Source organism: Sphingomonas sp. MJ1 (PH-R8) (assembly GCF_048058635.1).
Classification (GTDB): Bacteria; Pseudomonadota; Alphaproteobacteria; order Sphingomonadales; family Sphingomonadaceae; genus Sphingomonas.
Genome location: NZ_JBBEFX010000001.1, coordinates 24594 through 49411, shown reverse-complemented (window position 1 = coordinate 49411; position 24818 = coordinate 24594). Strand labels below are relative to the sequence as shown.

General features: G+C 70.2%; 25 protein-coding genes. 22 read left to right on the top strand and 3 right to left on the bottom strand.

The window, feature by feature from the left end:
- Nucleotides 1-24: 24 nt before the first annotated feature.
- From VPH46_RS00250 to VPH46_RS00190, 13 genes are all read left to right on the top strand, one after another.
- Nucleotides 25-558 (top strand): EF-hand domain-containing protein, encoded by a 534-nt coding sequence (locus VPH46_RS00250; protein WP_416607821.1) that lies wholly within the window; start codon nucleotides 25-27, stop codon nucleotides 556-558.
- 83 nt (nucleotides 559-641) lie between these two features.
- Complete coding sequence (locus VPH46_RS00245) at nucleotides 642-1361, top strand: response regulator (RefSeq protein ID WP_125960095.1); 720 nt, start codon at nucleotides 642-644, stop codon at nucleotides 1359-1361.
- On the top strand, nucleotides 1358-2719 hold the full coding sequence (locus VPH46_RS00240) for a HAMP domain-containing sensor histidine kinase (protein ID WP_416607818.1): 1362 nt from the start codon (nucleotides 1358-1360) through the stop codon (nucleotides 2717-2719). Before VPH46_RS00245 ends, VPH46_RS00240 begins: the two co-directional genes overlap by 4 nt.
- Before the next feature lie 99 nt (nucleotides 2720-2818).
- Entirely contained in the window at nucleotides 2819-3514 is a 696-nt protein-coding gene (locus tag VPH46_RS00235) for an endonuclease/exonuclease/phosphatase family protein (protein ID WP_239434089.1), read from the top strand.
- An 82-nt stretch (nucleotides 3515-3596) separates the two neighbouring features.
- The gene (locus VPH46_RS00230; protein WP_416607816.1) at nucleotides 3597-4028 is read left to right on the top strand and encodes a LapA family protein; all 432 of its coding nucleotides are present in this window, start codon (nucleotides 3597-3599) and stop codon (nucleotides 4026-4028) included.
- Nucleotides 4025-4699 (top strand): orotidine-5'-phosphate decarboxylase, encoded by a 675-nt coding sequence (gene pyrF / locus VPH46_RS00225; protein WP_416607814.1) that lies wholly within the window; start codon nucleotides 4025-4027, stop codon nucleotides 4697-4699. Before VPH46_RS00230 ends, pyrF begins: the two co-directional genes overlap by 4 nt.
- An 81-nt stretch (nucleotides 4700-4780) precedes the next feature.
- On the top strand, nucleotides 4781-4987 hold the full coding sequence (locus tag VPH46_RS00220) for a hypothetical protein (RefSeq protein ID WP_416607812.1): 207 nt from the start codon (nucleotides 4781-4783) through the stop codon (nucleotides 4985-4987).
- Between the two features lie 100 nt (nucleotides 4988-5087).
- On the top strand, nucleotides 5088-5726 hold the full coding sequence (locus tag VPH46_RS00215; RefSeq protein ID WP_416607810.1) for a phosphoribosylanthranilate isomerase: 639 nt from the start codon (nucleotides 5088-5090) through the stop codon (nucleotides 5724-5726).
- Nucleotides 5727-5785: 59 nt separating this feature from the next.
- A complete protein-coding gene (trpB, locus tag VPH46_RS00210; RefSeq protein ID WP_416607808.1) occupies nucleotides 5786-7015 on the top strand; it encodes a tryptophan synthase subunit beta in 1230 nt (409 codons plus the stop codon).
- Entirely contained in the window at nucleotides 7012-7824 is an 813-nt protein-coding gene (trpA, locus tag VPH46_RS00205) for a tryptophan synthase subunit alpha (RefSeq protein WP_416607806.1), read from the top strand. The genes trpB and trpA overlap by 4 nt, the downstream gene beginning before the upstream one ends.
- Nucleotides 7821-8678, top strand: coding sequence for an acetyl-CoA carboxylase, carboxyltransferase subunit beta (accD, locus tag VPH46_RS00200; RefSeq protein ID WP_125960100.1), 858 nt, complete (start codon nucleotides 7821-7823; stop codon nucleotides 8676-8678). Before trpA ends, accD begins: the two co-directional genes overlap by 4 nt.
- 81 nt (nucleotides 8679-8759) lie before the next feature.
- On the top strand, nucleotides 8760-10088 hold the full coding sequence (locus tag VPH46_RS00195) for a bifunctional folylpolyglutamate synthase/dihydrofolate synthase (protein WP_416607804.1): 1329 nt from the start codon (nucleotides 8760-8762) through the stop codon (nucleotides 10086-10088).
- A gap of 72 nt (nucleotides 10089-10160) precedes the next feature.
- Nucleotides 10161-10598 carry a DUF6628 family protein gene (locus tag VPH46_RS00190; protein ID WP_416607802.1) on the top strand — a complete coding sequence of 146 codons (438 nt, stop codon included), beginning with the start codon at nucleotides 10161-10163 and terminating at the stop codon, nucleotides 10596-10598.
- Here VPH46_RS00190 and VPH46_RS00185 read toward each other — a convergent pair.
- Together VPH46_RS00185 and VPH46_RS00180 are read right to left on the bottom strand one after the other, a co-directional pair.
- Nucleotides 10595-11950, bottom strand: coding sequence for an AmpG family muropeptide MFS transporter (locus VPH46_RS00185; protein WP_416607800.1), 1356 nt, complete (start codon nucleotides 11948-11950; stop codon nucleotides 10595-10597). The genes VPH46_RS00190 and VPH46_RS00185 overlap by 4 nt on opposite strands.
- 268 nt (nucleotides 11951-12218) lie before the next feature.
- Nucleotides 12219-12650, bottom strand: coding sequence for a response regulator (locus VPH46_RS00180; protein WP_132881943.1), 432 nt, complete (start codon nucleotides 12648-12650; stop codon nucleotides 12219-12221).
- 123 nt (nucleotides 12651-12773) lie between these two features.
- On the opposite strand from VPH46_RS00180, the gene VPH46_RS00175 reads away from it, so the two are divergent.
- Nucleotides 12774-14354, top strand: coding sequence for a pseudouridine synthase (locus VPH46_RS00175; protein WP_416607798.1), 1581 nt, complete (start codon nucleotides 12774-12776; stop codon nucleotides 14352-14354).
- A complete protein-coding gene (gene rsmD / locus VPH46_RS00170) occupies nucleotides 14354-14917 on the top strand; it encodes a 16S rRNA (guanine(966)-N(2))-methyltransferase RsmD (protein ID WP_416607796.1) in 564 nt (187 codons plus the stop codon). Before VPH46_RS00175 ends, rsmD begins: the two co-directional genes overlap by 1 nt.
- Here the strand turns inward: rsmD and VPH46_RS00165 are convergent.
- The gene (locus VPH46_RS00165) at nucleotides 14871-16160 is read right to left on the bottom strand and encodes an MFS transporter (protein WP_416608326.1); all 1290 of its coding nucleotides are present in this window, start codon (nucleotides 16158-16160) and stop codon (nucleotides 14871-14873) included. The two genes, rsmD and VPH46_RS00165, sit on opposite strands and share 47 nt — an antisense overlap.
- A 319-nt stretch (nucleotides 16161-16479) precedes the next feature.
- On the opposite strand from VPH46_RS00165, the gene VPH46_RS00160 reads away from it, so the two are divergent.
- The 7 genes from VPH46_RS00160 (at nucleotide 16480) to VPH46_RS00130 (ending at nucleotide 24718) form a co-directional block, all read left to right on the top strand.
- Nucleotides 16480-18765 (top strand): ATP-dependent helicase, encoded by a 2286-nt coding sequence (locus VPH46_RS00160; RefSeq protein WP_416607794.1) that lies wholly within the window; start codon nucleotides 16480-16482, stop codon nucleotides 18763-18765.
- Between the two features lie 143 nt (nucleotides 18766-18908).
- A complete protein-coding gene (locus VPH46_RS00155) occupies nucleotides 18909-20411 on the top strand; it encodes a glucan biosynthesis protein (protein ID WP_416607792.1) in 1503 nt (500 codons plus the stop codon).
- Entirely contained in the window at nucleotides 20408-22225 is a 1818-nt protein-coding gene (gene mdoH, locus VPH46_RS00150; protein WP_416607790.1) for a glucans biosynthesis glucosyltransferase MdoH, read from the top strand. Before VPH46_RS00155 ends, mdoH begins: the two co-directional genes overlap by 4 nt.
- 62 nt (nucleotides 22226-22287) lie before the next feature.
- Nucleotides 22288-22557: a hypothetical protein gene (locus VPH46_RS00145; protein WP_125960109.1), complete on the top strand. Its 270-nt coding sequence runs from the start codon at nucleotides 22288-22290 to the stop codon at nucleotides 22555-22557.
- A gap of 304 nt (nucleotides 22558-22861) precedes the next feature.
- Nucleotides 22862-23212 carry a BA14K family protein gene (locus VPH46_RS00140; RefSeq protein ID WP_416607788.1) on the top strand — a complete coding sequence of 117 codons (351 nt, stop codon included), beginning with the start codon at nucleotides 22862-22864 and terminating at the stop codon, nucleotides 23210-23212.
- Nucleotides 23213-23303: 91 nt separating this feature from the next.
- Nucleotides 23304-23795 carry a pyridoxamine 5'-phosphate oxidase family protein gene (locus tag VPH46_RS00135; protein ID WP_416607786.1) on the top strand — a complete coding sequence of 164 codons (492 nt, stop codon included), beginning with the start codon at nucleotides 23304-23306 and terminating at the stop codon, nucleotides 23793-23795.
- Between the two features lie 65 nt (nucleotides 23796-23860).
- Nucleotides 23861-24718 (top strand): alpha/beta fold hydrolase, encoded by an 858-nt coding sequence (locus VPH46_RS00130; RefSeq protein WP_416607784.1) that lies wholly within the window; start codon nucleotides 23861-23863, stop codon nucleotides 24716-24718.
- The last annotated feature ends 100 nt before the right edge of the window (nucleotides 24719-24818 follow it).

The window sequence follows — 24818 nt, the reverse complement described above, 5'->3', positions numbered from 1 at the left end:
GCAAGCAATGCAGAGGCTTTTGCGATGAAGAAGTTCGTAGTTGCGGCAGCGCTGGGCGCCACCATGCTGACCGGCGTCGCCCAGGCGGGCCAGCAGGACACCCCGGCACCGCGCCGCGCCGGCCCGATGGCCATGATCGACGCCAACAAGGATGGCGTCCTCACCCGCGAGGAGGCGCTGGCAGCCGCCGACGTCCAGTTCGCGCGCATGGACCAGAACAAGGACGGCAAGGTCGACGCGACCGAGATGCGCCCGCCGCATCGTCGTGGCGGCGGAAATGCCCCGGCCGATGCCAACGCCCCGGCCGGCAAGCCTGCACCGGGCATGCACCGGCGCGGCGGCATGGGCGAGCGGATGCTGGCGCGCGTCGACGCCAACAAGGATGGTGCGATCAGCCGGGAGGAGTTCCGCGCCGCGGCAACCACGCGCTTCGAGCGGATGGACGCCAACCGCGACGGCCGCATCGACGCCGCCGAGCAGAACGCGCTGCGCGAGCGGATGAAGGCGCGCTCGGGCCGTCACGCCCCGCCGGCAGCCGCCGAAGGCGCAAACGACTGACGTTCCCCGCCGGGCGGTGCCACGCCGCCCGGCGCTTTCCGCCCGGCTGTCGCCGGGCGGGGAGTGTGATAGGTCCCCTTTCCATGGCCGATATTCCCCACCTGCTGCTGGTCGACGACGAACGCTCGATCCGGGAGCCGCTTGCCCAGTATCTGACCAAGCAGGGCTTTCGCGTGACGCAAGCCGGCGACGCCGAGGGAGCACGTGCGCGCATGGCGGCGTACGCGATCGACCTCGTCGTGCTCGACATCATGATGCCGGGCGAGGACGGGCTGTCGCTGTGCCGCCATATCCGCGAGACCAGCGACACCCCCGTGATCCTGCTGACCGCACGCGCCGAGGAGACCGACCGCATCGTCGGGCTGGAGATGGGCGCCGACGATTATGTGGTGAAGCCCTTCTCGCCGCGCGAACTGGCGGCGCGGATCAAGGTGGTGCTGCGGCGCCTGGCCGCGGGTGGCGTGCGCCAGCATGCGCCGGAAAGCGGCTCCTTCGCCTTTGCCGGTTGGGTGCTGAAGAGCGGCGAGCGCAGCCTGGTCGACCGCGAGGGCGTGTCGGTGCCCCTGTCGACGGGCGAGTACAACCTGCTCCACGCGCTGGTGACGCGGCCCCGCCAGGTGCTGACCCGCGACCAGCTGCTCGACCTGACCCAGGGGCGTGAGGCGGCCGCGTTCGATCGCGCCATCGACAACCAGATCAGCCGCCTGCGCAAGAAGATCGAGACCGACCCCAAGAACCCCGAGATCATCAAGACCGTCTGGGGCGGCGGCTATACGCTGGCCAGCGAGGTCACGCGGCTTTGAACCGGCTGTGGCCCCGCAGCCTCTCCGGCCAGATTGCGCTGCTGGTCGCGATCGCGCTGTTCGTCGCGCAGGCGATCAACTTCGGCATGCTGCTGCGCGAGCGGCGCGCCGTGCGCTTCGCCCAGGTGACGGTGCCCGCCGTGACCCGCATGGTGGACGCGGCGGAGCGCCTGCGCGGCGGCCGGCCCGTGGACCCGCGCGGACCCGATCGGGACCGCCCGCGCGCTGTGCGACTGGTGCCGGACAACCCGCTGACCCACCAGGAACCCAGCGACGGCGAGTTCGAGGCGGCGGTTCGCAGCGCCTTTGCCGACGCTGGGCTTCAGGTGGGCCGCATCGAGACGGAGATCCGGCTGGTCGATCCGGACAGCCCGGTCGTGCGCCGGATGGACCGGGTCCACGCCGAGCGTCTTCGCCGTTTCGGCGCCACGCTGAAGGTGGCGGCCGAGATTCCGGGCCAAGGCTGGCTGGTGCTGGAGACGCCCTGGCCGAACACCCAGCAGGGGCTGGTGTGGCAGCTCGTGGCACAGACGCTGATCCTCTACGGCTTCGTGCTGCTGCCGGTGCTGTGGATCGGGCGCCGCATTTCCAAGCCGCTGCGGGCGCTGGCGCAGGCGGCGCATGACTATCGCCCGGGATCGGCCGCCAACACGGTCGAGGAATCGGGGCCGGGGGACGTGCGCGCCGTGATCGCCGCCTTCAACGGCATGAGCGTGCGCGTGAGCGGCATGCTGGAGGAAAAGGACCGGATGCTGGGTGCGATCGGGCACGACCTGCGCACGCCGCTCGCGGCGCTCCGCGTCCGCATCGAATCGGTCGAGGACGATGCCGACCGTGCCCGCATGGCCGAGACCATCGACGAGATGAACCGCACGCTGGAGGACATCCTGTCGCTCGCGCGGCTGGGCCGTCCGAGCGAACCCGAGACGCAGGTGGACCTGGCGGCGCTGGTGGACGCGGTGGTCGAGGACTTCCGCGACTTGGGCGCGGACGTTTCGTTTGAGGAGGCGGAGCGCCAGCGGCTGCGCCTGCGGCCGACGCTGATGCGGCGCGCGATCCGCAACCTGATCGAGAATGCGGTCAAATATGCGGGCAGCGCGGAGGTGCGGCTGGTCGCCGATCCGGCGCGCGTGCGCATCGAGGTGGCCGACCGTGGCCCCGGCATCCCGCCGGACCAGATCGCGCGGGTGTTCCAGCCGTTCACCCGGCTGGAGACGTCGCGCAACCGCGAGACCGGCGGCATCGGCCTGGGCCTGGCGCTCGCGCAGGCGATCGTCGGCGATGCCGGCGGCGAGATCGCGCTCGCCAATCGCGAAGGCGGCGGGCTGCTCGCCACCATCACCCTGCCGCGCGGATGAGCGGCCGGGCCGCCTCAATCCTTTCGGACGCGGAACCAGTTCGGCGCCGCCGCACTTGTTTCGCATCCCTTCCCGCACTTTCCCCAACAGGCACCCCGGATGATCAAGATCGCGAGCTACAACATGCGCAAGGCCCTGGGCACCGATCGGCGCCGCCGGCCGGAGCGCACGCTGGAGGTGCTGCGCGAGATCGACGCCGACGTGATCGCCCTGCAGGAATGCGATCGCCGCTTCGGTCAGCGCATGGGCGTGATCCCCGAGCATATGCTGGAGGAGCATACCGACTGGCGTGCCGTCCCCTTGGCGGCACGCGCGCAGAGCATGGGCTGGCACGGCAACGCCCTGCTGATCCGCAAGTCGGCGCAGGTGCTGGATTGCGAGCGGATCGAGCTGCCCGCGCTGGAGCCGCGCGGCGCCGTGTCGGCGGACCTCCGCATCGGCGGGATGCTGCTGCGCGCGGTCGGCATGCACCTGGACCTGTCTGGCCTGTGGCGGCGCAAGCAGGCGGCGGCGATCCTGAGCCATTGTGACAGCGCAGCGCGCGCGATGCCGACGGTGCTGATGGGCGATCTCAACGAATGGAGCGCAGCGTCGGGCTGCCTGCGCGACTTTGCGCGGCACCACCGATTTGCCGCGACCGGCCCGAGCTTCCACGCGCGCCGACCGGTGGGCAAGCTCGACCGGATCATGGCCTCCCCCGAACTGCAGATCGTGGACGCCGGCGTCCATGACACGGCGGCGGCGCGCACCGCCTCCGACCACCTGCCGATCTGGGCGGTGGTAGAGCGGGCCTGAAGCGCCCGCTCCCGGCCCTCCCTTGCCCGCGCGGCGCTCCCCGCCTAAGCAGGCGGCGACCGCAAACCATAGGGGCACGGCCATGCAATTCCTGAAAACCCTGTTCTGGGCGCTGCTCGTCGGGGTCGTGGTGGCCTTCAGCCTCAACAACATGACGATGGTGCCCGTCCGCCTGTGGGGCAGCGTCGTGGCGGACGTGAACCTGCCGCTGCTGCTGATCATCACCTTCCTGCTGGGCTTCGTGCCCGCCTATCTGTCGCTGGTGACGGTGCGGTGGCGGGCGCGTCAGCGGATCGCCGCGACCGAGCGGGCGCTGGCGGACCTGCGCGCCGCACAGGCGACGCCGCCGGCCGCGCTGGCGCCCGGCGACCTGCCTGCCGCGCGCGTGGTACCAGCCCCTGCCCCGGCCGTGACCCCGGTCCATGCCGTGGACGCGCCGGTGACCGACAACGCGCTGGGCGAGCACCCGATCACGCCGGGCACCCCGGGCACGATTACCCAGGACCGTTCATGACCTCTCCGATCTACGTCGCTCTCGATACTCCCGATCTCGAACGTGCCAAGGCGCTGGCCAAGCGCGTCCAACGCCACGTCGGCGGCATCAAGCTGGGGCTGGAATTCTTCATGGCGAACGGCCGCCAGGGTGTCCGCGAGATGGCGGACATCGGCTTGCCGATCTTCCTGGACCTGAAGTTCCACGATATCCCGAACACGGTCGCCAAGGCGATCCAGGCGCTGGGGCCGATCAAGCCCGCGATCCTGACCGTCCATGCCGCCGGCGGCCGGGCGATGCTGGAGGATGCCAAGGCGGCAGCGCCGACGGGTACCAAGGTGGTGGCGGTGACGATGCTCACCAGCTTGGACAGCGACGACCTGCGCTCGATCGGCTTGTCGCCGGACCCGCACGAACAGGTCGTGCGGCTGGCGGAACTCGCGAAGTCCGCGGGTGTCGACGGCATCGTCTGTTCGGGCGAAGAGGCGCGCGCAGCGCGTGCCGCCTGGCGCGACGGCTTTTTCGTGGTGCCGGGCGTGCGTCCGGCGCAGGGCAAGGTCGGTGACCAGAAGCGGGTGGTCACCCCGCGCGCGGCGCTGGACTCCGGCGCCTCGATCCTGGTGATCGGGCGGCCGATTACCCAGGCGGAAGATCCGGACGAGGCGGCACGCGCGATCGGCGCGACCCTGTAAGCCCTCCCGGCCAGTATCATCGCGGCGGCGGGCCGGCTCCGTCTGGTTGACAGCCGGACGGTCGAGGCGCAGCTTCGAACGATGCTGGCAGTCGTCCTGGCGCTCCTTGCGAGCCCGCAAAGCTGTGTCGAGGTACAGCAGCAGTGCCGTGCCTGCACGACCGTCGCAGGGCGGCAGCAATGCTCCAACATCGGCATCGCCTGTCAGCCGGTGCGGCGGATCTGCCGTGCGCCCGACAAGCGCCAGACCCCAGCGACTCCCCCGAAGGAGCGTGCGGAGCGGCGCTAAGCGGCCGTTCGCGGCAGAGCTCCCCACCCGCTCAAGGCCGTGAAGCCCATGTGCGCGCTTTCCCCTCGCGCCCACCGTCCGGCTGTTCTATCGGGCTGCCATGCCAGTTTCCGCCAAGATCTGCGGCCTCTCGACGCCCGCCACGCTCGATGCGGCCGTGGCCGGCGGGGCGAGCCACGTGGGGTTCGTGTTCTTCCCGCCCTCCCCCCGCAACGTGGGGCTAGACCTGGCCGCGGGGCTGGCCGCGCGGGTGCCGGCGCAGGTGCGGCGCGTGGGCGTGTTCGTCGATCCGGACGACGCGCTGCTCGACGCGGCCGTGGCGGCAGGGCGGCTCGACTCGATCCAGTTGCACAAGACCGCGCCCGAACGGGTGGCGGCGATCCGCAGCCGGCTGCGCCGGGACACCTGGGCGGCGGTGGCGGTGAAGACCCGCGCCGACCTGGATGCCGCGCGCAGCTATGCCGGGGCGGCGGACCGCATCCTCTATGATGCGAAGACGCCGCCGGGCGCGGCACTGCCGGGGGGCATGGGGCTGCGCTTCGACTGGACGCTGCTCGACGGGTTCCGGCACCCGCTGCCCTGGGCATTGTCGGGGGGGCTCGATCCGGCGAACGTGGCCGAGGCGATCGCGCGAACCGGCACGCCGTTGGTCGACGTCTCGTCCGGGGTCGAGGAGGCGCCTGGCGTGAAGGATTCGGCGCGGATCGCCGCCTTCCTGGGGGCCGTCACCCGCGTCTGAGGGTGGCATGCGCGCGGAAAGGGGTTGAGGGCGTCCCCGCCGCTGCTAAAGCCGGGGCCATGAACGCGCCCAACACCTTCCGCGCCCAGCCCGACGAACGCGGCCATTTCGGCCAGTTCGGCGGCCGCTATGTCGCCGAGACGCTGATGCCGCTGATCCTGGACCTGGAACGCGAATATCGCGCGGCCAAGGCCGATCCGGCGTTCCAGGCTCAGTTTGACGACCTTCTCGAACATTATGTCGGGCGCCCCAGCCCGCTGTACTATGCCGAGCGTCTCACCGAGACGCTGCGCGAGAACGCGGAGCCCGGCATGGGCGCGCAGGTGTGGTTCAAGCGCGACGAGCTCAATCACACGGGCGCGCACAAGATCAACAACTGCATCGGCCAGATCCTGCTCGCGATGCGGATGGGCAAGACCCGCATCATCGCCGAAACGGGTGCTGGCCAGCATGGCGTGGCGACCGCGACCGTGTGCGCGCGCTTTGGCCTGCCCTGCACCATCTTCATGGGTGCCAAGGACGTCGAGCGGCAGCAGCCGAACGTGTTCCGCATGAAGCTGCTGGGGGCGGAAGTCCGCCCGGTGGCGAGCGGCGCGGCGACGCTGAAGGACGCGATGAACGAGGCGCTGCGCGACTGGGTCGCGAACGTCCACGACACCTTCTACATCATCGGCACCGCGGCGGGGCCCCACCCCTATCCGGAGCTGGTGCGCGACTTCCAGTCGGTGATCGGGCGCGAGGCGCGCGCGCAGATGCTGTCGCGCATCAACCGCCTGCCCGACCTGCTGGTGGCGGCGATCGGTGGCGGCTCCAACGCGATCGGGCTGTTCCACCCGTTCCTGGACGACGCCGAGGTGGCGATGCTCGGCATCGAGGCCGCGGGACATGGCCTGGACAAGCAGCATGCCGCAAGCTTGGCGGGCGGTGCGCCGGGCATCCTCCACGGCAACAAGACATACCTGCTGCAGGACGAGGACGGTCAGATCGCCGAGGCACACTCGATCTCCGCGGGACTCGACTATCCGGGCATCGGGCCGGAGCACAGCTGGCTGCACGAAATCGGCCGCGTGAAGTACGAGGCGGTGACGGACGTGGAGGCGCTCGACGCCTTTCAGCTGCTGTGCCGGACCGAGGGCATCATCCCCGCGCTCGAACCCTCGCACGCGATCGCAGCGGTGTCGCGCAAGGCACAGGAAATGCGGGAAGATCAGATCATCCTCGCAAACCTGTGCGGGCGCGGCGACAAGGATATCTTCACGGTCGCGGCCGCCCTTGGGGTGGCGATATGAGCCGCATCGCCGACACCTTTGCGCGCTGCCGTGAGCAGGGTCGCGCCGCGCTGGTCACCTTCGTGACCGCCGGCGATCCGAACCCGCAGGCGACGGGCGCGATCCTGGATGCGCTGGTTGCGGGCGGGGCCGACGTGATCGAACTGGGGATGCCGTTCACCGATCCGATGGCGGACGGGCCGGCGATCCAGCTGGCCAACATCCGCAGCCTGGGCGCGGGCACGACCACTGCCGACATCCTGGCGATCGTGCGCGAGTTCCGCAGCCGGCACGCCGACGTGCCGCTGGTGCTGATGGGCTATGCCAACCCGATGGTCCGCCGCGGTGCCGACTGGTTCGCGGAGGCGGCAGCGGATGCGGGCGTGGACGGCGTGATCTGCGTCGACATCCCGCCGGAAGAGGACGACAGCCTGGGCGTGGCGCTGCGCGCGCGCGGCATCGCGCCGATCCGGCTCGCCACCCCCACCACTGACGTGGCGCGACTGCCCGCGGTGCTCGATGGCGCCGACGGCTTCCTCTACTACGTGTCCGTCGCCGGCATCACCGGCAAGCAGCAGGCAGCGCAGGCCTCGATCGACGAGGCGGTGGCGCGGCTGAAGCAATCGACCGACCTGCCGATCGCGGTGGGCTTCGGCGTCCGCACGCCCGAACAGGCAGCCGCGATCGGCGGCGTGGCCGACGGCGTGGTGGTCGGATCGGCGATCGTGGAGATCGTCGGCGTACACGGCACCGCTGCGGCGGAGCCGGTGCGCACCTATATTCAGTCGCTCGCCGCCGCGCTGGCGAGCGCCCGGAAGGAACTTGCATGAGCTGGATTACCCGCGTTCGCAACGCGCTCCCCTTCGTCGCCCCGCGCCAGACGCCCGACAATCTGTGGCACAAGTGCAAGGGCTGCGGTCAGATGGTCTTCACCAAGGAATTGGAGGAGAACCAGTATGTCTGCCCGATGTGCGATCATCACGAGCGCATCGGCCCCAAGGAGCGGTTCGCCTATCTGTTCGACGAGGGCAGCTGCGAGACCCTGCCGAGCCCGACCGTGCCGGAGGACCCGCTCAAGTTCCGGGACTCCAAGCGCTATGCCGACCGGCTGAAGGCCGCACGCGCCAGCACCGGTGACAGCGATGCGTGGATCAACGCGCTGGGCACGATCGACGGGCACAAGGCCGTGGTGGGCGTCCAGAACTTCGGCTTCATGGGCGGCTCGATGGGCCAGGCCGTGGGCGAGGCGTTCATCGCCGGCGTGGAGAAGGCGATCGAGCAGAACTGCCCGTTCATCGTCTTCACCGCATCTGGCGGCGCGCGCATGCAGGAAGGCATCCTGAGCCTGATGCAGATGCCGCGCACCACCGTGGCGATCGAGATGCTGCACGACGCCGGCCTGCCGTACATCGTCGTGCTGACCGACCCGACCTCGGGCGGCGTGATGGCGGCCTATGCGATGCTGGGCGACGTGCAGATCGCCGAGCCGAAGGCGACGCTGGCCTTCACCGGCCGCCGCGTGATCGAGAGCACGATCCGCGAGAAGCTGCCCGACGATTTCCAGACGTCGGAATATTATCGCGATCATGGCCTGATCGACATGGTCACGCATCGCAAGGAACTGCGCAGCACGCTGGCCGAGCTGATCGACTTCCTGTGCGCGGGCAACAAGCAGGCGGCGTGATTCGCGGGCGCCGGCTCCCCGACGCGAGCCGGCGCCACTTCCCCCGCGACGGCGGCGCCAAGCGGCGCTAAGGGCGCTGCCATGCCCGACCATGCCCGTTCCGCCGACCCCGCCGTACAGTTCCAGATCGACCGCCTGATGGCACTGGGCCCAGGGGCCGACGTGCTGGGGCTCGACCGGATCACCCGGCTGCTCGCGCGGCTCGGCGATCCGCAGCAGGCGCTGCCGCCGGTGATCCATGTCGCCGGAACCAACGGCAAAGGGTCGACCTGCGCCTTCCTGCGCGCGGCGCTGGAGGCGGCGGGCAAGACCGTCCACGTCTATACCAGCCCGCATCTCGTGCGCTTCAACGAGCGGATCCGGGTCGCCGGGCGCCTGATCGGGGACGCGGAACTGGCAGCGCTGCTGTCGGAGGTGCTGGACGCGGGCGCGGACATCGGCGCGAGCTTCTTCGAGGTGACGACGGCGGTCGCCTTCCTCGCCTTCACCCGCACGCGGGCGGACGCCTGCATCATCGAGGTCGGGCTTGGCGGGCGGCTGGATGCCACCAACGTAATCCCGCCCCCCGCCGCGACCGCCATCGCGCAGCTGGGCATCGACCACCAGGCGTTCCTGGGCGACACCGCCGAGGCGATCGCGCGGGAGAAGGCGGGCATCGCCAAGCCCGGCGTGCCGCTGATCACCATGGCCTATCCGCCGACCGTGGCCGAGGCGGTCGCAGCCGTGGCGGCCACCGCCGGCGCGCCGCTCTTCCCGCGCGGCAGCGACTGGTCGTTCCGGGTCGAAAGCGGCGAGCTGTGCTACCGCGACGCGAAGGGCACGCTGGTGACGCCGCTCCCCGCGCTCGCCGGGCCGCACCAGCCGGCCAACCTGGCGCTCGCGATCGCCACGCTGCGCCACCAGACGAGCATCGCCGTTCCCGACAGCGCCTTTGCCGCAGCAGCGCGGGAGGCGCGCTGGCCCGCGCGGATGCAGCGCCTGGCGCGCGGCCCCCTGCTCGCGCTGCTGCCCTCCGGGTCCGAGTTGTGGCTCGACGGCGGGCACAACCCGGCGGCGGCCGACGCGGTGGCGGACACCATCGAGCGGGTCGCGCACGGGCGGCCGATCCACCTGGTGCTCGGGATGCTTGCCAACAAGGATGCCGAGGGGCTGCTGGCGCCGTTCGCCCCCTTCATCGCGAGCCTGACGGCAGTGCCGGTGCCTGGGCACGCGGATCACAGCCCGGCCGAGCTGGTGGAGACGGCACATCGCCTGGGCATCACGAGCACCGCGGTCGCGAGCGAGGTTCCGACGGCGCTACGGATGGTGGCCGGACGGGCAGACGTAGGGGAGCCGCCGGTGGTGCTGGTGCTAGGCTCGCTCTACCTGGCGGGCACCGTTCTGGAGGCGAACGACGAACTGCCGGATTGATGCGTCTTATTGATATTGACTTGCAATAGAGGTCGTACGAACCTGCTGCCACCCACGCGGCAGGAGACTCGCATGACCACCGCCCAGCCCCTTTTGCATTCCCTGTCCGAGATGTTGCCGCATGGCTGGCCCTCGCATGAGGACCGGCTGCTGCTCCTCTATGGCATCCGCCGCACGGGGGCACACGGGCTTCACGACGCGGCGGCGGCACACGCGTACATGACCGCGTTCGGCCGTGAGTTCCGCCGGCCCCTGCTGCTGCTGCGCGCGTTGATGGCGGAGGTGTCGAAGACGTCGGCCAACCCGATCCAGATCGCCCCCTGCTGCTGCCCGCGCATGACCTCCGGAGAGGCCGCGCTGGTGGACGTGCTCGGCTCCGTCGAGACGCAGCCCGAACGGGCGGAGCTGCTGCTGCGCGACCTCCTGGGCGTACGGCATGCAGGCGGGCTGGTTGCCACCGCCCACCTGCTCGCGCTGGCGTTCCGCGACGGCGGGCGGCCGCTCGACTAGGCGGCGGGCGCCTCGTCCGGCACCTTCTCGGTGCCGGGCTGGCGGACGTTCTGGACGACGAAGCCGCGCCGCCACAGCAGGCCCAGCAACAGCAGGCCCGGCAGCGCCACCACCATGGTCAGCAGCCAGAAGCCGACCCAGCCGAGCGCATCGGCGGCCAGCCCCGCGGGTGCGGCGAGCCACGTCCGCCCGACCGCGGCGAAGGAAGACAGGAGCGCGAACTGGGTGGCGGTGTAGGCGAGGTTCGAGAGACCCGAGAGATAGGTCACGAACACGGTCAGGCCGATACCGCTCGTCACCTGCTCGGTGGCGACGGCGATCGTGAGCCAGGTCACGGAATGGCCGTGCATGGCGAGGATCGCGAAGGTCAGGTTGCTCAGCATCATCAGCACGCCCGAGGCGATCAGCGCCCGGCCCATGCCGAGCCAGGCCATGAACGGTGCGGCGAGCGCGGTGCCGACGATCAGGCCCCAGAAGCCGACCACCTTGTTGATGGCGATGAACTCGGTGTCGGAGAAGCCGAGCTCGACGATCATCGGGTTGAGCATCGCCTGCCCCATCGCGTCACCGAGCTTGTAGATCAGCACGAACAGCAGGATCAGCACCGCGCCGCGGCGGCGCAGGAACTCCCGGAACGGACCGACGACGGTGTCGCGCAGCCACTGGCCGTGCGATCCTTCGCGCGCCACGGTGGCGTCGTGGCGGCCGGGCCCGGCAACCAAGGCGCCCAGCATCGCCGGCACGACGCAGAAGGCGGTCAGGCCATAGCCGAGCGCCCAGCCGAGGCCCCAACCCTCCGGCGAGGCGATGGCGATGGTGCCGACGCCGGCGATGAGGTTGCCGATGCGATAGCCGAACTGGTTGTTGGCGGTGCCGAAGGGCAGCTCCTCGTCGGAGAGGATCTCGATGCGATAGGCGTCGATGACGATGTCCTGGGTTGCGGACAGGAAGGCCGTCACGATCGCCCAGAAGGCGAAGAGCCCCAGATGCAGTTCCGGCTGGCTGGCGCCGAGCATCCACACGGACACGAACAGGAGCGCCTGGACGAAGAACAGCCAGGCGCGGCGCTGCCCGACCAGCCGCGTGAGCACCGGCAGGCGCAGCCGGTCGATCAGCGGCGCCCACAGGAACTTGAGCGTGTAGGGCGTGGTGAGCCCGATCGCGAAGCCGATGGTCTTCTTGTCGATGCCGACCTTGGCCAGCCAGAAGCCCATGGTACCGAGCAGCAGGGTGAGCGGAAAGCCGCTGGCGATGCCGAGCAGGAAGGCGACCAGCGGCTTTGGCCGCACATAGGGCGCCATCGCTGCCACGCGGCGCCTGCCCCCGTTGCGCTCGCCGGCGACCTCAACCATTGCACTTCCCTCGAAACGCCGCCCCGGCAGCAAACCGCGCGCACCCTAACGCCCGGCGCGCGCTTTTGAAGGGGCGCATGTCGGCCTGCCGCAAATCCCCCTCATTCGGCTGGGGTTCATCTCCAGGGAGTGATAGAAGAAGGGTCGACGACGAGGCTCCGGGGACGGAGCGTCGGTACGTCACCCGTCGTCCCGCGTGTCTTACGGACAGCAACCATGCACGCGGGACGTCGGGACTATCGCCCGACCGACCGTCCAGCGAACATGCTCAAGCGAGCTTCGCGAAGAGGCTGAAACTGGTCGGCAGCTTGCGCGGAGTCTTGCCGTCCAGCAGCGTTTCCAGCGCCTCGATCGCGGCGAGCAGGTCGCGCTGGGGATAGGGCTTGGCAAGACAGCCGACCGCGAGCTCGCGTGCGCCCTCCGGGCAGGCACCCGTCACGAACATCACGGGGATGCCGCGCTGCCGGGCCGCGCGCGCGACATCGATGCCGCTGCCGTCGCTCAGCGACACGTCCACCAGCACCAGGTCGATCGGGGCGTCACTGTTCACCGCGGCGAGGCCTTCGCTCACCAGATCGGTAGTGGCGACGATCTCGAATCCCGAATCCGCCAGAAGATGTTCGGCGTCGAATGCGACCAACGGCTCATCCTCCACCACCAGGATGCGCTGGATCCGCCGCTTCTTCTTGCCAAACAACATCCGCCGCTCGCTTCCCTCTCTACGGGGTCTGCCCTATAGCGTAGAAACACCCGAACCGATCGAACGATCACCGCCGCCGCACGATTTCGTCGCGCAGGCGTAACAGGATAGCATTTCCCCATCGTGTCGACGTCCAAGACCAACGAACCGCAGCGAATCGCAAAGCTGCTCGCCCGCGCCGGGGTTGCCTCCCGCCGCGACGTCGAACGGCTGATCGAGGCGCGCCGCGTCGCGCTCGACGGCGTTCCGATCGAGACGCCCGCGACGCTGCTCACGTCGCTGCGCGGCATCACCGTGGATGGGGAGCCGGTGCAGGCCGCCGCCCCCACCCGGCTGTTCCGCTATCACAAGCCTTCGGGCGTGCTGACCGCCGCGCGCGATCCGCACGGCCGCCAGACGATCTATGACCGCATGCCCGGCGACCTGCCGCGGCTGATGCCGGTCGGCCGCCTCGACCTCAACACCGAAGGGCTGCTGCTGCTGACCACCGACGGCGAGTTGAAGCGCCAGCTGGAGCTGCCGGCGACGGGCGTCGAGCGCACCTATCGTGCGCGTGCCTATGGTGACGTGAGCCAGGCGCAGCTCGAAGAGCTGATGCTGGGCGTCGAGATCGAGGGCGTCCGCTATGGCCCGATCAACGCCAACATGGAGCGGCGGACCGGCACCAACGTCTGGATCGAGATGACCCTGACCGAGGGCAAGAACCGCGAAGTGCGGCGCGTGCTCGAGTATCTAGGCCTCCAGGTCTCGCGCCTGATCCGCACCCGCTATGGCCCCTTCTATCTCGAAGACATGCCGATCGCGTCGGTGGACGAGATCCGGCAGCACGACCTGGTCGCGTTCCGCAAGACGCTGAAGGACCGGCCGACCAGCAAGCCGACGCCCGAGGGCGCCGATCCGGCCGCGCTGAAGGCATGGCGGCGCGAACCCTCGCGCGATCGGACCGCGCCGGCACGTCCACGTCCTTCCCCGGTACCCTATGGCGAGCGGGTCGCGCGCGAGGTGCAGCCGCACCCGCAGGCGTTCCGCCGCACCCGCCCGGCGGACGAAGACACGGGCGAGGCGCCGCGCGGGACTGGCTTCGGCAAGCGCACGGCCGAACGCGGGCCGCGCCGCAAGGACGGTCTTGCCGGCCGCCGCGACGAGGCCGGCGCACCGCGCAGCCCGCGTGGGCAGCGCGCAGCGGCCTTTGCCGACCGCACCGGCCGCAAGCCGGCCGCCGAGCGGGGGGAGCGTCCCACCGAGACCGGCCGTGGCGACAAGCCGCGCCGTACGCTGTCCGCAGCCTTTGGTGGCGAACGCCCGGCGCGCGACGATCGGCGTCCGCCGCGTGGCGACCGTACGGAACGGCCGCAGCGGGGCGAGCGTCCGCAGCGCGCGGACGGGCCGCGCAGCGCATTCGGCAAGCCGAGGTCCGGGAACTATGGCGGTGACGCCCCTCGCGGTCCCCGCGGCGAAGGTCCGCGCACGGCTCGCCCCGAGGGGGCACGATCGCCGCGCGGCGATGGGCCGCGCTCCGGCCACGGCGCAGGTGCGCCGCGCGGGGATGGTCCGCGCGCTCCTCGCGGAGAAGGACCGCGTTCGCCGCGTGGTGACGCTCCACGCTCGCCGCGCGGTGACGCATCGCGTCCGCCGCGGGGTGATGGTCCCGCTCGTCCGCCGCGGGGCGGACGGCCCGGCGGTCCTCCGAAGGGTCGCCGCTGATGCGCATCATTTCCGGCCAGTGGCGCGGGCGTCCGATCGCCGCACCCAAGGGTGAAGCCACCCGCCCGACCGCGGATCGCACGCGCGAGGCGCTGTTCTCGATGCTGGCGAGCCGGGTCGGCAGCTTCGAGGGGCTGGCGGTCGCCGACCTGTTCGCAGGATCGGGCGCGCTGGGGCTCGAGGCGTTGTCGCGCGGCGCCGCGTCGTGCCTGTTCGTGGAGCAGGACCGGCATGCGCTCGATGCACTGCGCGCCAATGTCGAGAAGCTCGGCGCCAAGGGCGCACAGGTGCGGGCGCAGTCGGTGCTGGCGCTGGGCCCGACCTCGACGCCGCTCGACCTGGTGATGATGGATCCACCCTATGCGAGCGGCGCCGGCTGGGTCGCGGCCGACAAGCTGGCACGGCTCGGCTGGATCGGGCCGGCGACCTGGGTGAGCGTCGAAACCGGCCGCACCGAGGATGCCGATGCGCCCGGCTTCGTGATCGATGCCGAGCGCGTCTATGGCAAGGCGAAGCTCACTTTGCTGCGGCGCGCGGAACCAGCCACAGACCCGCAAGACTGAACAGCCCGGCGACGGCGAGGTAGAGCCCCACCGGGGTGAGCCCGCCCGCCTGGGCGAATGCCTCGGCCGCCATCGGCGTCACCGCGCCGCCGATCACGCCGCCGACGTTGAACGCCATCGACGCGCCGGTGTAGCGGACGCGCGGCGGGAACAGGCCCGGAAGCCAGGCGCCGAGCGGGCCGTAGACGAAGCCCATCGCGAACAGGGCGATCGCCAGCCAAGCGGTGACGGCCGCGATCGTGCCGCCGCCCATCAGCGGCTGCATGAGCAGGCCGGCGACGATCACGCCCCCACAGCCGAAGGCGAGTACGCGACCGGTGCTGCTGCGATCCGCCCACCAGCCGGCAAGCGCGATGCCGGCGGCCATGAACAGGATCGCGAACAGCTGCATCGAGAGGAAGGTGTCGCGCGAGAAGCCGAGCCGCGTGGTGCCGTGGCCGAGCGCGAAGGCCGTCGCGATGTAGTAGAGCGCGAAGCAGGCGACTGCGCCGAACGTGCCGGCGAGCGTTCCGCGAAGATGGCTGCGGAAGAGTTCGGCAAGCGGCACCGACGCGGGCGCTTCGTGTTCCAGGGCGGCGCGGAACTCGGCGGTTTCGGTGAGCTTCAGGCGGACCCACAGGCCGAGGCCGACCAGCAGCGCGCTGGCGAGGAACGGCAGGCGCCAGCCCCAGCTGCGGAACGCGACTTCGTCCAGGCCGAGGCCGAGCAGCAGGAAGAGGCCATTGGCGGCGAGGAAGCCGACCGGTGCGCCCAGCTGCGGCACCGATCCGAAGCGCCCGGCCCAGCCCTTGGGCGCATTCTCCACCGCGAGCAGCGCCGCCCCGCCCCACTCGCCGCCGAGGCCGAGCCCCTGGGCGAAGCGCAGCACGCACAGCAGGAACGGGGCGAGCAGGCCGACCTGGCCGTAGGTGGGCAGAAACGCGATCGCGAGGGTCGAGCCGCCCATCAGCATCAGCGAGGCGACCAGCGTCGACTTGCGCCCCATGCGGTCGCCGAAGTGGCCGAACAGCGCCGCGCCGAGCGGGCGGGCGAGGAAGGCGAGGCCGAGGCTGGCGTAGCTCAGCATCAGCCGCGCCGACTCCGACTCGGCCGGGAAGAACAGCGTGGGGAATACCAGCGCCGCGGCAGTGGCATAGATGTAGAAGTCGTAGAATTCGACCGAGGTGCCGACGAGGCTCGCGAGCAGGATGCGGCGGCTGGAGGGGCCGCCCTCTACGGGCAGAACGGCGGCCGGGATCGGCATGGCGGCGGAGGATGGGGCGGTCATGCGCGCTGGTTGGCGAGGCGATTGCGCGAGGTCAACCTAGCCGCGCATCTTTGTTGCTGATGCCATTCCCGGAGCGCAGCATCGTTACGCACCCTATCTCGTGCTCCTGCGAAGGCAGGAGCCCACGGTTTCGAGCGTGACAGGTCGTTGTTCTGCTTGGCCCTGGATCCCTGCCTTCGCAGGGATACGACAGCTGCCGGGGCGTCTGCTCCGCCTATGCAACGTGCCTTCGGACGCAAGGGATAGCGCGGTTCAAGCCTTGCCCCGGCGGGCTTCGTTCCCTAGCTGTTCGCGCATGACCGTGCCGCAGACGACCCCCTCGCCCCAGGACCCGCCGTACCTGCGCGGCCTCAACGAACCGCAGCGCGAAGCCGTGCTGACGAGCGAGGGGCCGGTGCTGGTGCTGGCAGGCGCGGGCACGGGCAAGACGGCGGCGTTGACCGCACGGCTCGCGCACTTGCTCTACACGCGCAAGGCGTGGCCGTCGGAAATCCTGTCGGTCACCTTCACCAACAAGGCTGCGCGCGAGATGCGCGAGCGTGTCGGGCGGCTGGTCGGCGACGCGGTCGAGGGGATGCCGTGGCTCGGCACCTTTCACGCGATCGGCGCGAAGATGCTGCGCCGCCATGCCGAGTTGGTGGGGCTGCAGTCGAACTTCACCATCCTCGACACCGACGACCAGCTGCGGCTGATAAAGCAGCTGATCGTGGCGGCGAACCTGGACGAGAAGCGGTTTCCCGCGCGCCAGCTCGCCGGCGTGATCGACAGCTGGAAGAACAAGGGGATGACGCCCGCAGACGTCGATGCGGGCGAGAGCGAGCGCTTCGCCAACGGTCGCGGCGGCGAGCTGTACCAGCAGTATCAGGACCGGCTCAAAGCGGTGAACGCCTGCGACTTCGGCGACCTGCTGCTCCACGTGCTGACCATTCTGCGCACGCATCGCGACGTGCTGGAGCACTATCAACAGTGCTTCCGCTACATCATGGTGGACGAGTATCAGGACACCAACTCGGTCCAGTATCTGTGGCTGCGGCTGCTGGCGCAGGAGCGCAAGAACATCTGCTGCGTCGGCGACGACGACCAGTCGATCTATTCGTGGCGGGGCGCGCAGGTGGAGAACATCCTGCGCTTCGAACGCGACTTCCCGGGCGCCAAGGTGATCCGGCTGGAGCAGAACTACCGCTCCACGCCGCACATCCTGGGCGCGGCCGGCGGCGTCATCGCCAACAACAGCGGGCGGTTGGGCAAGCAGCTGTGGACCGAGCTCGACGCGGGCGAGAAGGTGCGCGTGATCGGCGTGTGGGACGGTCCCGAGGAAGCGCGCCGCGTCGGCGAGGAGATGGAGGCGTGCCGCCGGTCGGGCAAATCCTATGACGAGATGGCGATCTTGGTGCGCGCGCAGCACCAGACCCGCGAGTTCGAGGACCGCTTCATCGCGATCGGCCTGCCCTACCGCATCGTCGGTGGCCAGCGTTTCTACGAGCGGATGGAGATCCGCGACGCCATCGCCTACCTGCGCGTCGTCAACCAGCCGGCCGACGACCTGGCGTTCGAGCGCATCGTCAACGTGCCCAAGCGCGGCCTGGGCGACAAGGCGGTGGCGACCGTGCACCGCTATGCGCGCGCGACCGGCAGCCCGCTGATGACGGCGGCGGCGCGCATCCTCGATACCGACGAGTTGACCGGCGCGGCGCGCAAGTCGCTCGGCCGGCTGGTCGGCGACATCGCCCGCTGGCGCGACATGGCGCGCGACCTGCCCCACCCCGAGCTCGCCCGGCAGCTGCTCGACGAGAGCGGCTATACCGCGATGTGGCAGGCGGAGAAGTCGGCCGAGGCGGCCGGGCGCCTGGAGAACCTCAACGAGCTCGTCCGTGCGATGGAGGAGTATGACAGCCTGGGCGCGTTCCTGGAGCATGTCAGCCTGGTGATGGACAATGAAGGTGCTACCCAGGAGCCGCAGGTCACCATCATGACGATCCACGCCGCCAAGGGGCTGGAGTTCGACACCGTGTTCCTGGCCGGCTGGGAGGAAGGCCTGTTCCCCTCGCAGCGCTCGCTGGACGAGGGCGGGCTCGCCAGCCTGGAGGAGGAACGCCGCCTCGCCTATGTCGCGATCACCCGCGCCCGCCGGCTGGCGGTGATCCTGCATGCGGCCAACCGCCGCATCTATGGCCAGTGGACCTCGTCGCTTCCCAGCCGCTTCGTCGGCGAGCTGCCGGCCGAGCATATCGATGCGGAAACCACCATGGCCGGCGGCGAGAGCCTGTGGCGCGCCAACTGGTCCGAGCGCGCCGATCCGTTCGCAGACGTCAGCCGCGGCACCGGGCGTGGGCCGGGCTGGCAGCGGGCGGCAAGCAGCGGCTCCACCTTCACCCGCGATGCGCCGCGCGTGATCGAAAGCCGCGCGAGTGCGGTCAGCCTGGGCAACAAGGGTCGCAGCGACGTGAGCGTCGGCCTGCGCGTGTTCCACCAGAAGTTCGGATACGGCACGATCGCGGCAATCGAGGGCAACAAGCTGGAGATCGACTTCGAGACCGGCGGGCGCAAGCGCGTGCTCGACAGCTTCGTAACGATCGGCTGAGTGGGCGTGGCGGACGCGGCCTTGCTGTCGCTCCGCTTCTCTGCACGGCCGGCCGCGTCGGGGATTTGAACCGATCGGCGTGCCCTTGCGTTCAGGCATCTGTTGCGCTGCAACAAATTGCCCGATCACGGCTTGGAGCCCGCATGCGATACCCGACCCGACGTGAGATCGTCGCCACTGCCGGCCTGGCAGCCCTTTTCGGCGGCCCGTTTGCCGCCATGGCGCGCAGGACGCAGAGCCCGGCCCAGCCCTTTTCCTGGGAGGCACTGCAGGAGCGCGCCGCGACTCTCGCGCGCCAGCCCTATCGCGCGCCCGAGCGCGTCGCGGCGGCCGCGGCGATCGACTATGACGCGGTCGGTTCGATCCGCTACCGGCCGGACGAGACGCTGGCGGGCGGCATCCGCCTGTTCCCGCTCGGCCGCTATGCGCCGACCCCGGTCAAGATCAACATCGTCGAGAACGGCCAGGCGCACGCCGTCCCCTTCTCACGCGACCTGTTCCAGGCGGTGTCGGGCCACGCGCCGCCGCTCGGCATCGCCGGCTTCCGCGCCATGGTGCCCGGCAAGGAGAGCGACTGGATGGCGTTCCAGGGCGCGTCCTATTTCCGCACCGCGGGCTCGCAGGACCAATATGGCTTGTCGGCGCGTGGGATCGCGATCAACACCGGCATTTCTGGGCGCGAGGAGTTCCCGGACTTCACCGAGTTCTGGATCGAGCGCACCGGTGCAGACGCCTATACCGTCTATGCGCTGATGGACGGCGCCAGCGTGACCGGCGCGTATCGCATCGCCAGCCGCCACCAGAACGGCGTGCAGCAGGACGTGTCGGCGGTGCTCCACCTGCGCCGCGACGTCGACCGGCTGGGCATCGCGCCCGCCACCAGCATGTTCTGGTATGGCGAGGGCAACCGCGGCGCGGCCGTCGACTGGCGCCCGGAGATCCACGATTCCGATGGTCTCGCCCTGCTGACGGGACGCGGCGAGCGCATCTGGCGACCGCTCGTCAATCCGCCGCGCGAAACGCTCGACAGCTTCGCCGACGAGAACCCGCGCGGCTTCGGCCTGCTCCAGCGCGACCGCAACTTCGACCATTATCAGGACGATGGCGCCTTCTACGACCGCCGGCCCAATTTGTGGGTCGAGCCGCGCGGGCAATGGGGCCGCGGCAACGTGGTGCTGTTCGCCTTCCCGACCGCGGCCGAGACAGTCGACAACATCGTCTCCTTCTGGGTGCCGGCAGAGGCGCCCAAGGCGGGCCAGCGATTGCAGTTCGACTATGGCCTGCGCTGGGGATCGGACGATCCGACGCTGTCGCAGGCGACCGCGCATGTGGTCGACAGCTGGACCGGTGTGGCCGGGCGACCGGGCGACGCGCCGACCAAGGGCGCGCGCAAGCTGGTCGTGGACTTCGAGGGCGCGGGCCTTGCCGGTCTCGACCGGTCGAGCGGGGTCTCGCCCGCGATCGACGTCGCGCGCGGCAAGCTGATCGCGAGCGCCGCCTATCCAGTGGTCGGGCAGAAGAACCGCTGGCGGATCACCGCCGACATCGCGCCCGAGGGCAATGGTCCGGCCGACGTGCGGCTGTTCCTGAAGCGGGGCGACCGTGCGCTCAGCGAAACGCTGTTGTTTCCGGTGTTCAACGGGTGAAGCAGCCGGCTCGCCTCCCGGCAGAGGCCCCCATCGACATGCCGGTCCAGCAGTTCGACGGGCCGCCGCCCCCGCGCAGGATTCCCGAACCCTGGTCGGGTCCCAGCGAGGATGGCGGCGACTTGCTCGCGCGGCGCGTGCTGCTGGTGCTGCTCACCGCGATGCTGGCGACCGCCGCCTCGACCGCGCTCAAGGAGTCGCTGGTCGCGGATGGCTGGAGCGTCACCGACGCGCTGCTGCTGGTGATCTTCTTCCCGCTGTTCGCGCTGATCTCGTTCGGGTTCATCAATGCGTCGATCGGCTTCCTGCTGCTCATCACCGGCCTGCGTCCCGGCTTCATGCCGACCCCGCGCTGGTCGGCGCCGCTGAAGGGCCGCACCGCCATCCTGATGCCGGTCCACAACGAGGACGTGGCGGCGGTCTATGGGCGCATCGCCCAGATGGCCGAGGCGATCGCCCAGGGCGGCATGGCCAAGCACTTCGACTTCTTCATCCTGAGCGATTCCGCGCCCGAGGCGGAGGCGGAGGAAGTCGCGGCATGGCGGGCGCTGGCGCAGCAGCTCGACTGCGCGCTCTACTATCGCCGGCGGACGCAGAACGTCGGCCGCAAGCCGGGCAACGTCGCCGAATGGATCCGGCGGTTCGGCGGCGCCTACGACTATATGCTGATGCTGGATGCCGACAGCCTGATGGGCGGCGACACGATCATCGGCATGGCGCAGGTGCTCGACCGGCGGCCAGCGGTGGCGCTGCTCCAGACGGTGCCGATGGTGATCGGCGCGACCACGCTGTTCCAGCGCTGGATGCAGTTCGCAAGCCACCTCTACGGCCCGATCTCCACCGCCGGGCTGGTGTGGTGGTCCGGCTCGGAGGCGACCTTCTGGGGCCACAATGCGCTGATCCGGATCGAGGCGTTCGCCGCCTGCTGCGGGCTGCCCGAGCTTCCCGGCGGACCGCCGTTCGGCGGCACCATCATGAGTCACGACATGGTGGAGGCGGCGCTGCTGCGGCGGCGCGGCTGGCGCGTGCACATGGTGCTGACGGATGCGACCTTCGAGGAATATCCGCCGACGCTGATCGATGCCGCCGTCCGGGACCGGCGCTGGGCGCAGGGCAACATCCAGCACCTGCGGCTGCTTGGCGCCTCCGGCTTTCACTGGATCAACCGGTTGCAGCTGTTGCTGGGGGCGTCCGCCTATCTCGCCTCCCCGCTCTGGCTGCTCTTGATCCTCACCAGCATCGTCCAGGCGCTGGTGGGTGAGCCGAGCCTGATGAACCGGGGCACCTCGGCTGTGGTGCTGGCGGTGACGCTGCTGCTGCTGTTCGGCCCCAAGCTGCTGAGCGTGATCTGGGCGACGGCCGACCGCGAGCGCCGCGAGGCGCTGGGCGGGTGGCGCACGATCGGCCTCTCGGTGCTGCTGGACGTGCCGCTCTCGATGCTGGTCGCCCCGGCGATCGCGTTGACGCAGACGATCGACCTGGTCGGCATCGCCGCGGGCAAGCGGTCCGCCTGGGACCCGCAGAGCCGGCAGCGCGACGGCCTCGCCATGCGCGACATCCTGCCGCGCTATCGCTGGCACCTGGGGTTCGGGATGGTGCTGCTGCTCCTGTCGCCCCTGATGCCGGTGACGGCGCTGTGGCTGCTGCCCGTCACGCTGGGGCTGCTGCTCTCGCCGCTTGCGGTTCAGTGGACCGCGAGCGCGCGCGCGGGTGCCTGGGCTGCACGGCACGCGATCTTCGAGCCGCGCTATGGGCAGCTGAGGACGGCGCCGCTTCCCGAACAGCGCGTGGGGCCCGCGCCGACCCCGGTCTGACGGCGCCGGTGCACCGTTTTTCGGGCCTGGCGCGTTGCGGCTCCATCAAGAGGAGGTGAGCCATGGAAATCATCCGATTGCCGAGCGGAGAGGTCGCGCCGGGTGACGTCGACTGCATCAGCATCGTCGCGCTTTCGGACGGCCGGTATGACCTGTCGGGCGCGGCGCTGGTCGCCTGCGGCGACGGGGACGAGGTGCAGTCGGTGGCGCTGATCGGGCTGCCGCCGTTCGAGACGCGCGAAGCCGCCGAGGACGCGGGGCTCGCCTGGGCGGCGGAACAGTGCGTCGAGCGCATCTATGTGACGGACGTGGAGTTCTGCGTACAGCCCTAGCCGCGGCGGGCGCCGCTTGCCCGGAAGGCCAAGCGGCGGCCGGCGCTTAGCGGAAGAACAGGAAGTAGAGGATCAGCACCACCGGGAGCGGCACGCCCAGCACCCACAGCAAACAGCCTCGCTTCATCGTTCGATCCTTTTTCGTTACGGCCAAACAACGTGGGCTCACCGGTTTAGTTGCCGGGCCGCCGAGATGCCGGCCTGACGCGCCCACCTTTCCCGCTCATCTGCGGGAAACATTCCGCCGGCTAGGGGTTCTGCCCCCGCCGCCAGTGTATCGGCGGACCGAAGGAGTAAAAAGTCCATGCAGAAGTTGCTCGCAGGCGCGATTGGCGCCGTCCTGGTCATGATCGCCCCCGCTGCCTCCGCACAGGCACGACACGATCCCGCACCCCGAGCCCAGGGCCAGCACCAGCAGAGCCGCACGACCGTCCGGACGGTCACCCGCACGACCACGACCACGCGGGGCAACAGCTATGGCAATTGGAACAACGGCTGGGGTGCGCGCCCCGGTGCGCCGACCGCCGCCTATCGCGGCCGCCAGAACGACTGGTACCGCCACGTCCGCGCCTGCCAGCAGCGCTTCCGCAGCTACAACAGCCGCACCGACAGCTACACGCTGCGCCGTGGCGTGACCCGCCGCTGCACGCTCTGACCCATGCCGGAGCCGGGACGCGCGTCCCGGCTCCCCACCGGAACCACCTTGGCGTTCCGCCCGTTGGCGCGGCGAACTGCAGGAGAGCCGCATGCCAACGCCCCAGGAAATCCAGACCCGCTTCTGGAAGGCGCTGAAATCCGATCGCACGCTGATGCTGGGGATCGACGGCGTCGGCGACGGCCATGCCCAGCCGATGACGGGCCAGACGCTGGACGGCGCGGAGCACGGGCCGATCTGGTTCTTCACCACCAAGGACAACACGCTGGTGAAGGAAATGCGCGAGGGCACCCGCGCCACCGCTCATTTCGCCTCCAAGAACCACGAGGTGTTCGCAAGCATCCACGGCGACCTGGTCGTGGAGCAGGATCGCGCCATGATCGACCGGCTGTGGAACCGGTTCGCCGCCGCCTGGTACGAAGGCGGCAAGGATGATCCCAAGCTGGAACTGATCCGGCTGGATGCCGAGCATGCGAAGATCTGGCTGGACGAGTCGAGCCTGTTCGCGGGCATCAAGATCCTGCTGGGCGTCGATCCCAAGGCCGATTACGCCGACAAGGTCGCCGACGTCACCCTCGGCTGACCGCCGCCCCTTCCCTGCCGGCATCCCTTCGCCGGCCGCCCGCTTCCCCGCACAAGGAGTTGCCGATGCCGACTGTCGAGACCCGCGACGGTACCAAGCTGTATGTGAAGGACTGGGGCAGCGGGCCCGCGGTCGTGCTGATCCACGGCTGGCCTTTGTCGTCGGACAGCTGGGACCCGCAGGCGTTCGCGCTCGCCAACGCCGGCTATCGCGTGATCGCCTATGACCGCCGCGGCTTCGGCCGGTCGGAACAGCCGTGGTCCGGCTATGACTATGACACGCTGGCGGACGACCTGGCCGACGTGATGGAGGCGTGCGGCGTCACCTCGGGCGCGACGCTGGTCGGCTTCTCGATGGGCGGCGGCGAGGTCGCGCGCTACCTGTCGCGCCACGGCGGCAAGGGCGTCGCGAAGGCGGTGCTGGTCGGGTCCGTCGTGCCCTACATGCTCCAGACCGACGACAATCCGAACGGCGTGCCCCGCGCGCAGCTGGAGGACATCACCCGGCAGATCGAGGCGGACCGGCCGAAGTTCATGGCGAACTTCCTGGACCAGTTCTTCGGCGTCGGCTTCATCACCAGCCCGGTGAGCGAAGAGCGGCTGCACTGGGCGTGGAACCTGACGCAGCAGGCGGGGCTCAAGCCCACGCTCGCCTGTGCCGAGGCGTTCGCCTTCACCGACTTCCGACCGGACCTCGCCGCGTTCACCGTGCCGACGCTCGTGATCCACGGCACGTCGGACGACACGGTGCCGATCGACGCCACCGGCCGGGCGGCGGCCGCGGCGATCCCCGGCGCCACGCTGATCGAATATGACGACGCCCCCCACGGCCTGTTCGCGACCGATCAGGACCGGCTGACCGACGACCTGCTCGCGTTCCTGGGAGATCCGGTCGCGGCGACCCACGGCGGCACCATCGTCTGATCTCCGGCGCGCGGCGGGATGCCGCCGCGCGTCCCCTGCCCGTGGCATCGCAAGCAGCCCGCAAAGCGTGATTGCCGATGGCGCCGCCCCCGCATAGAGC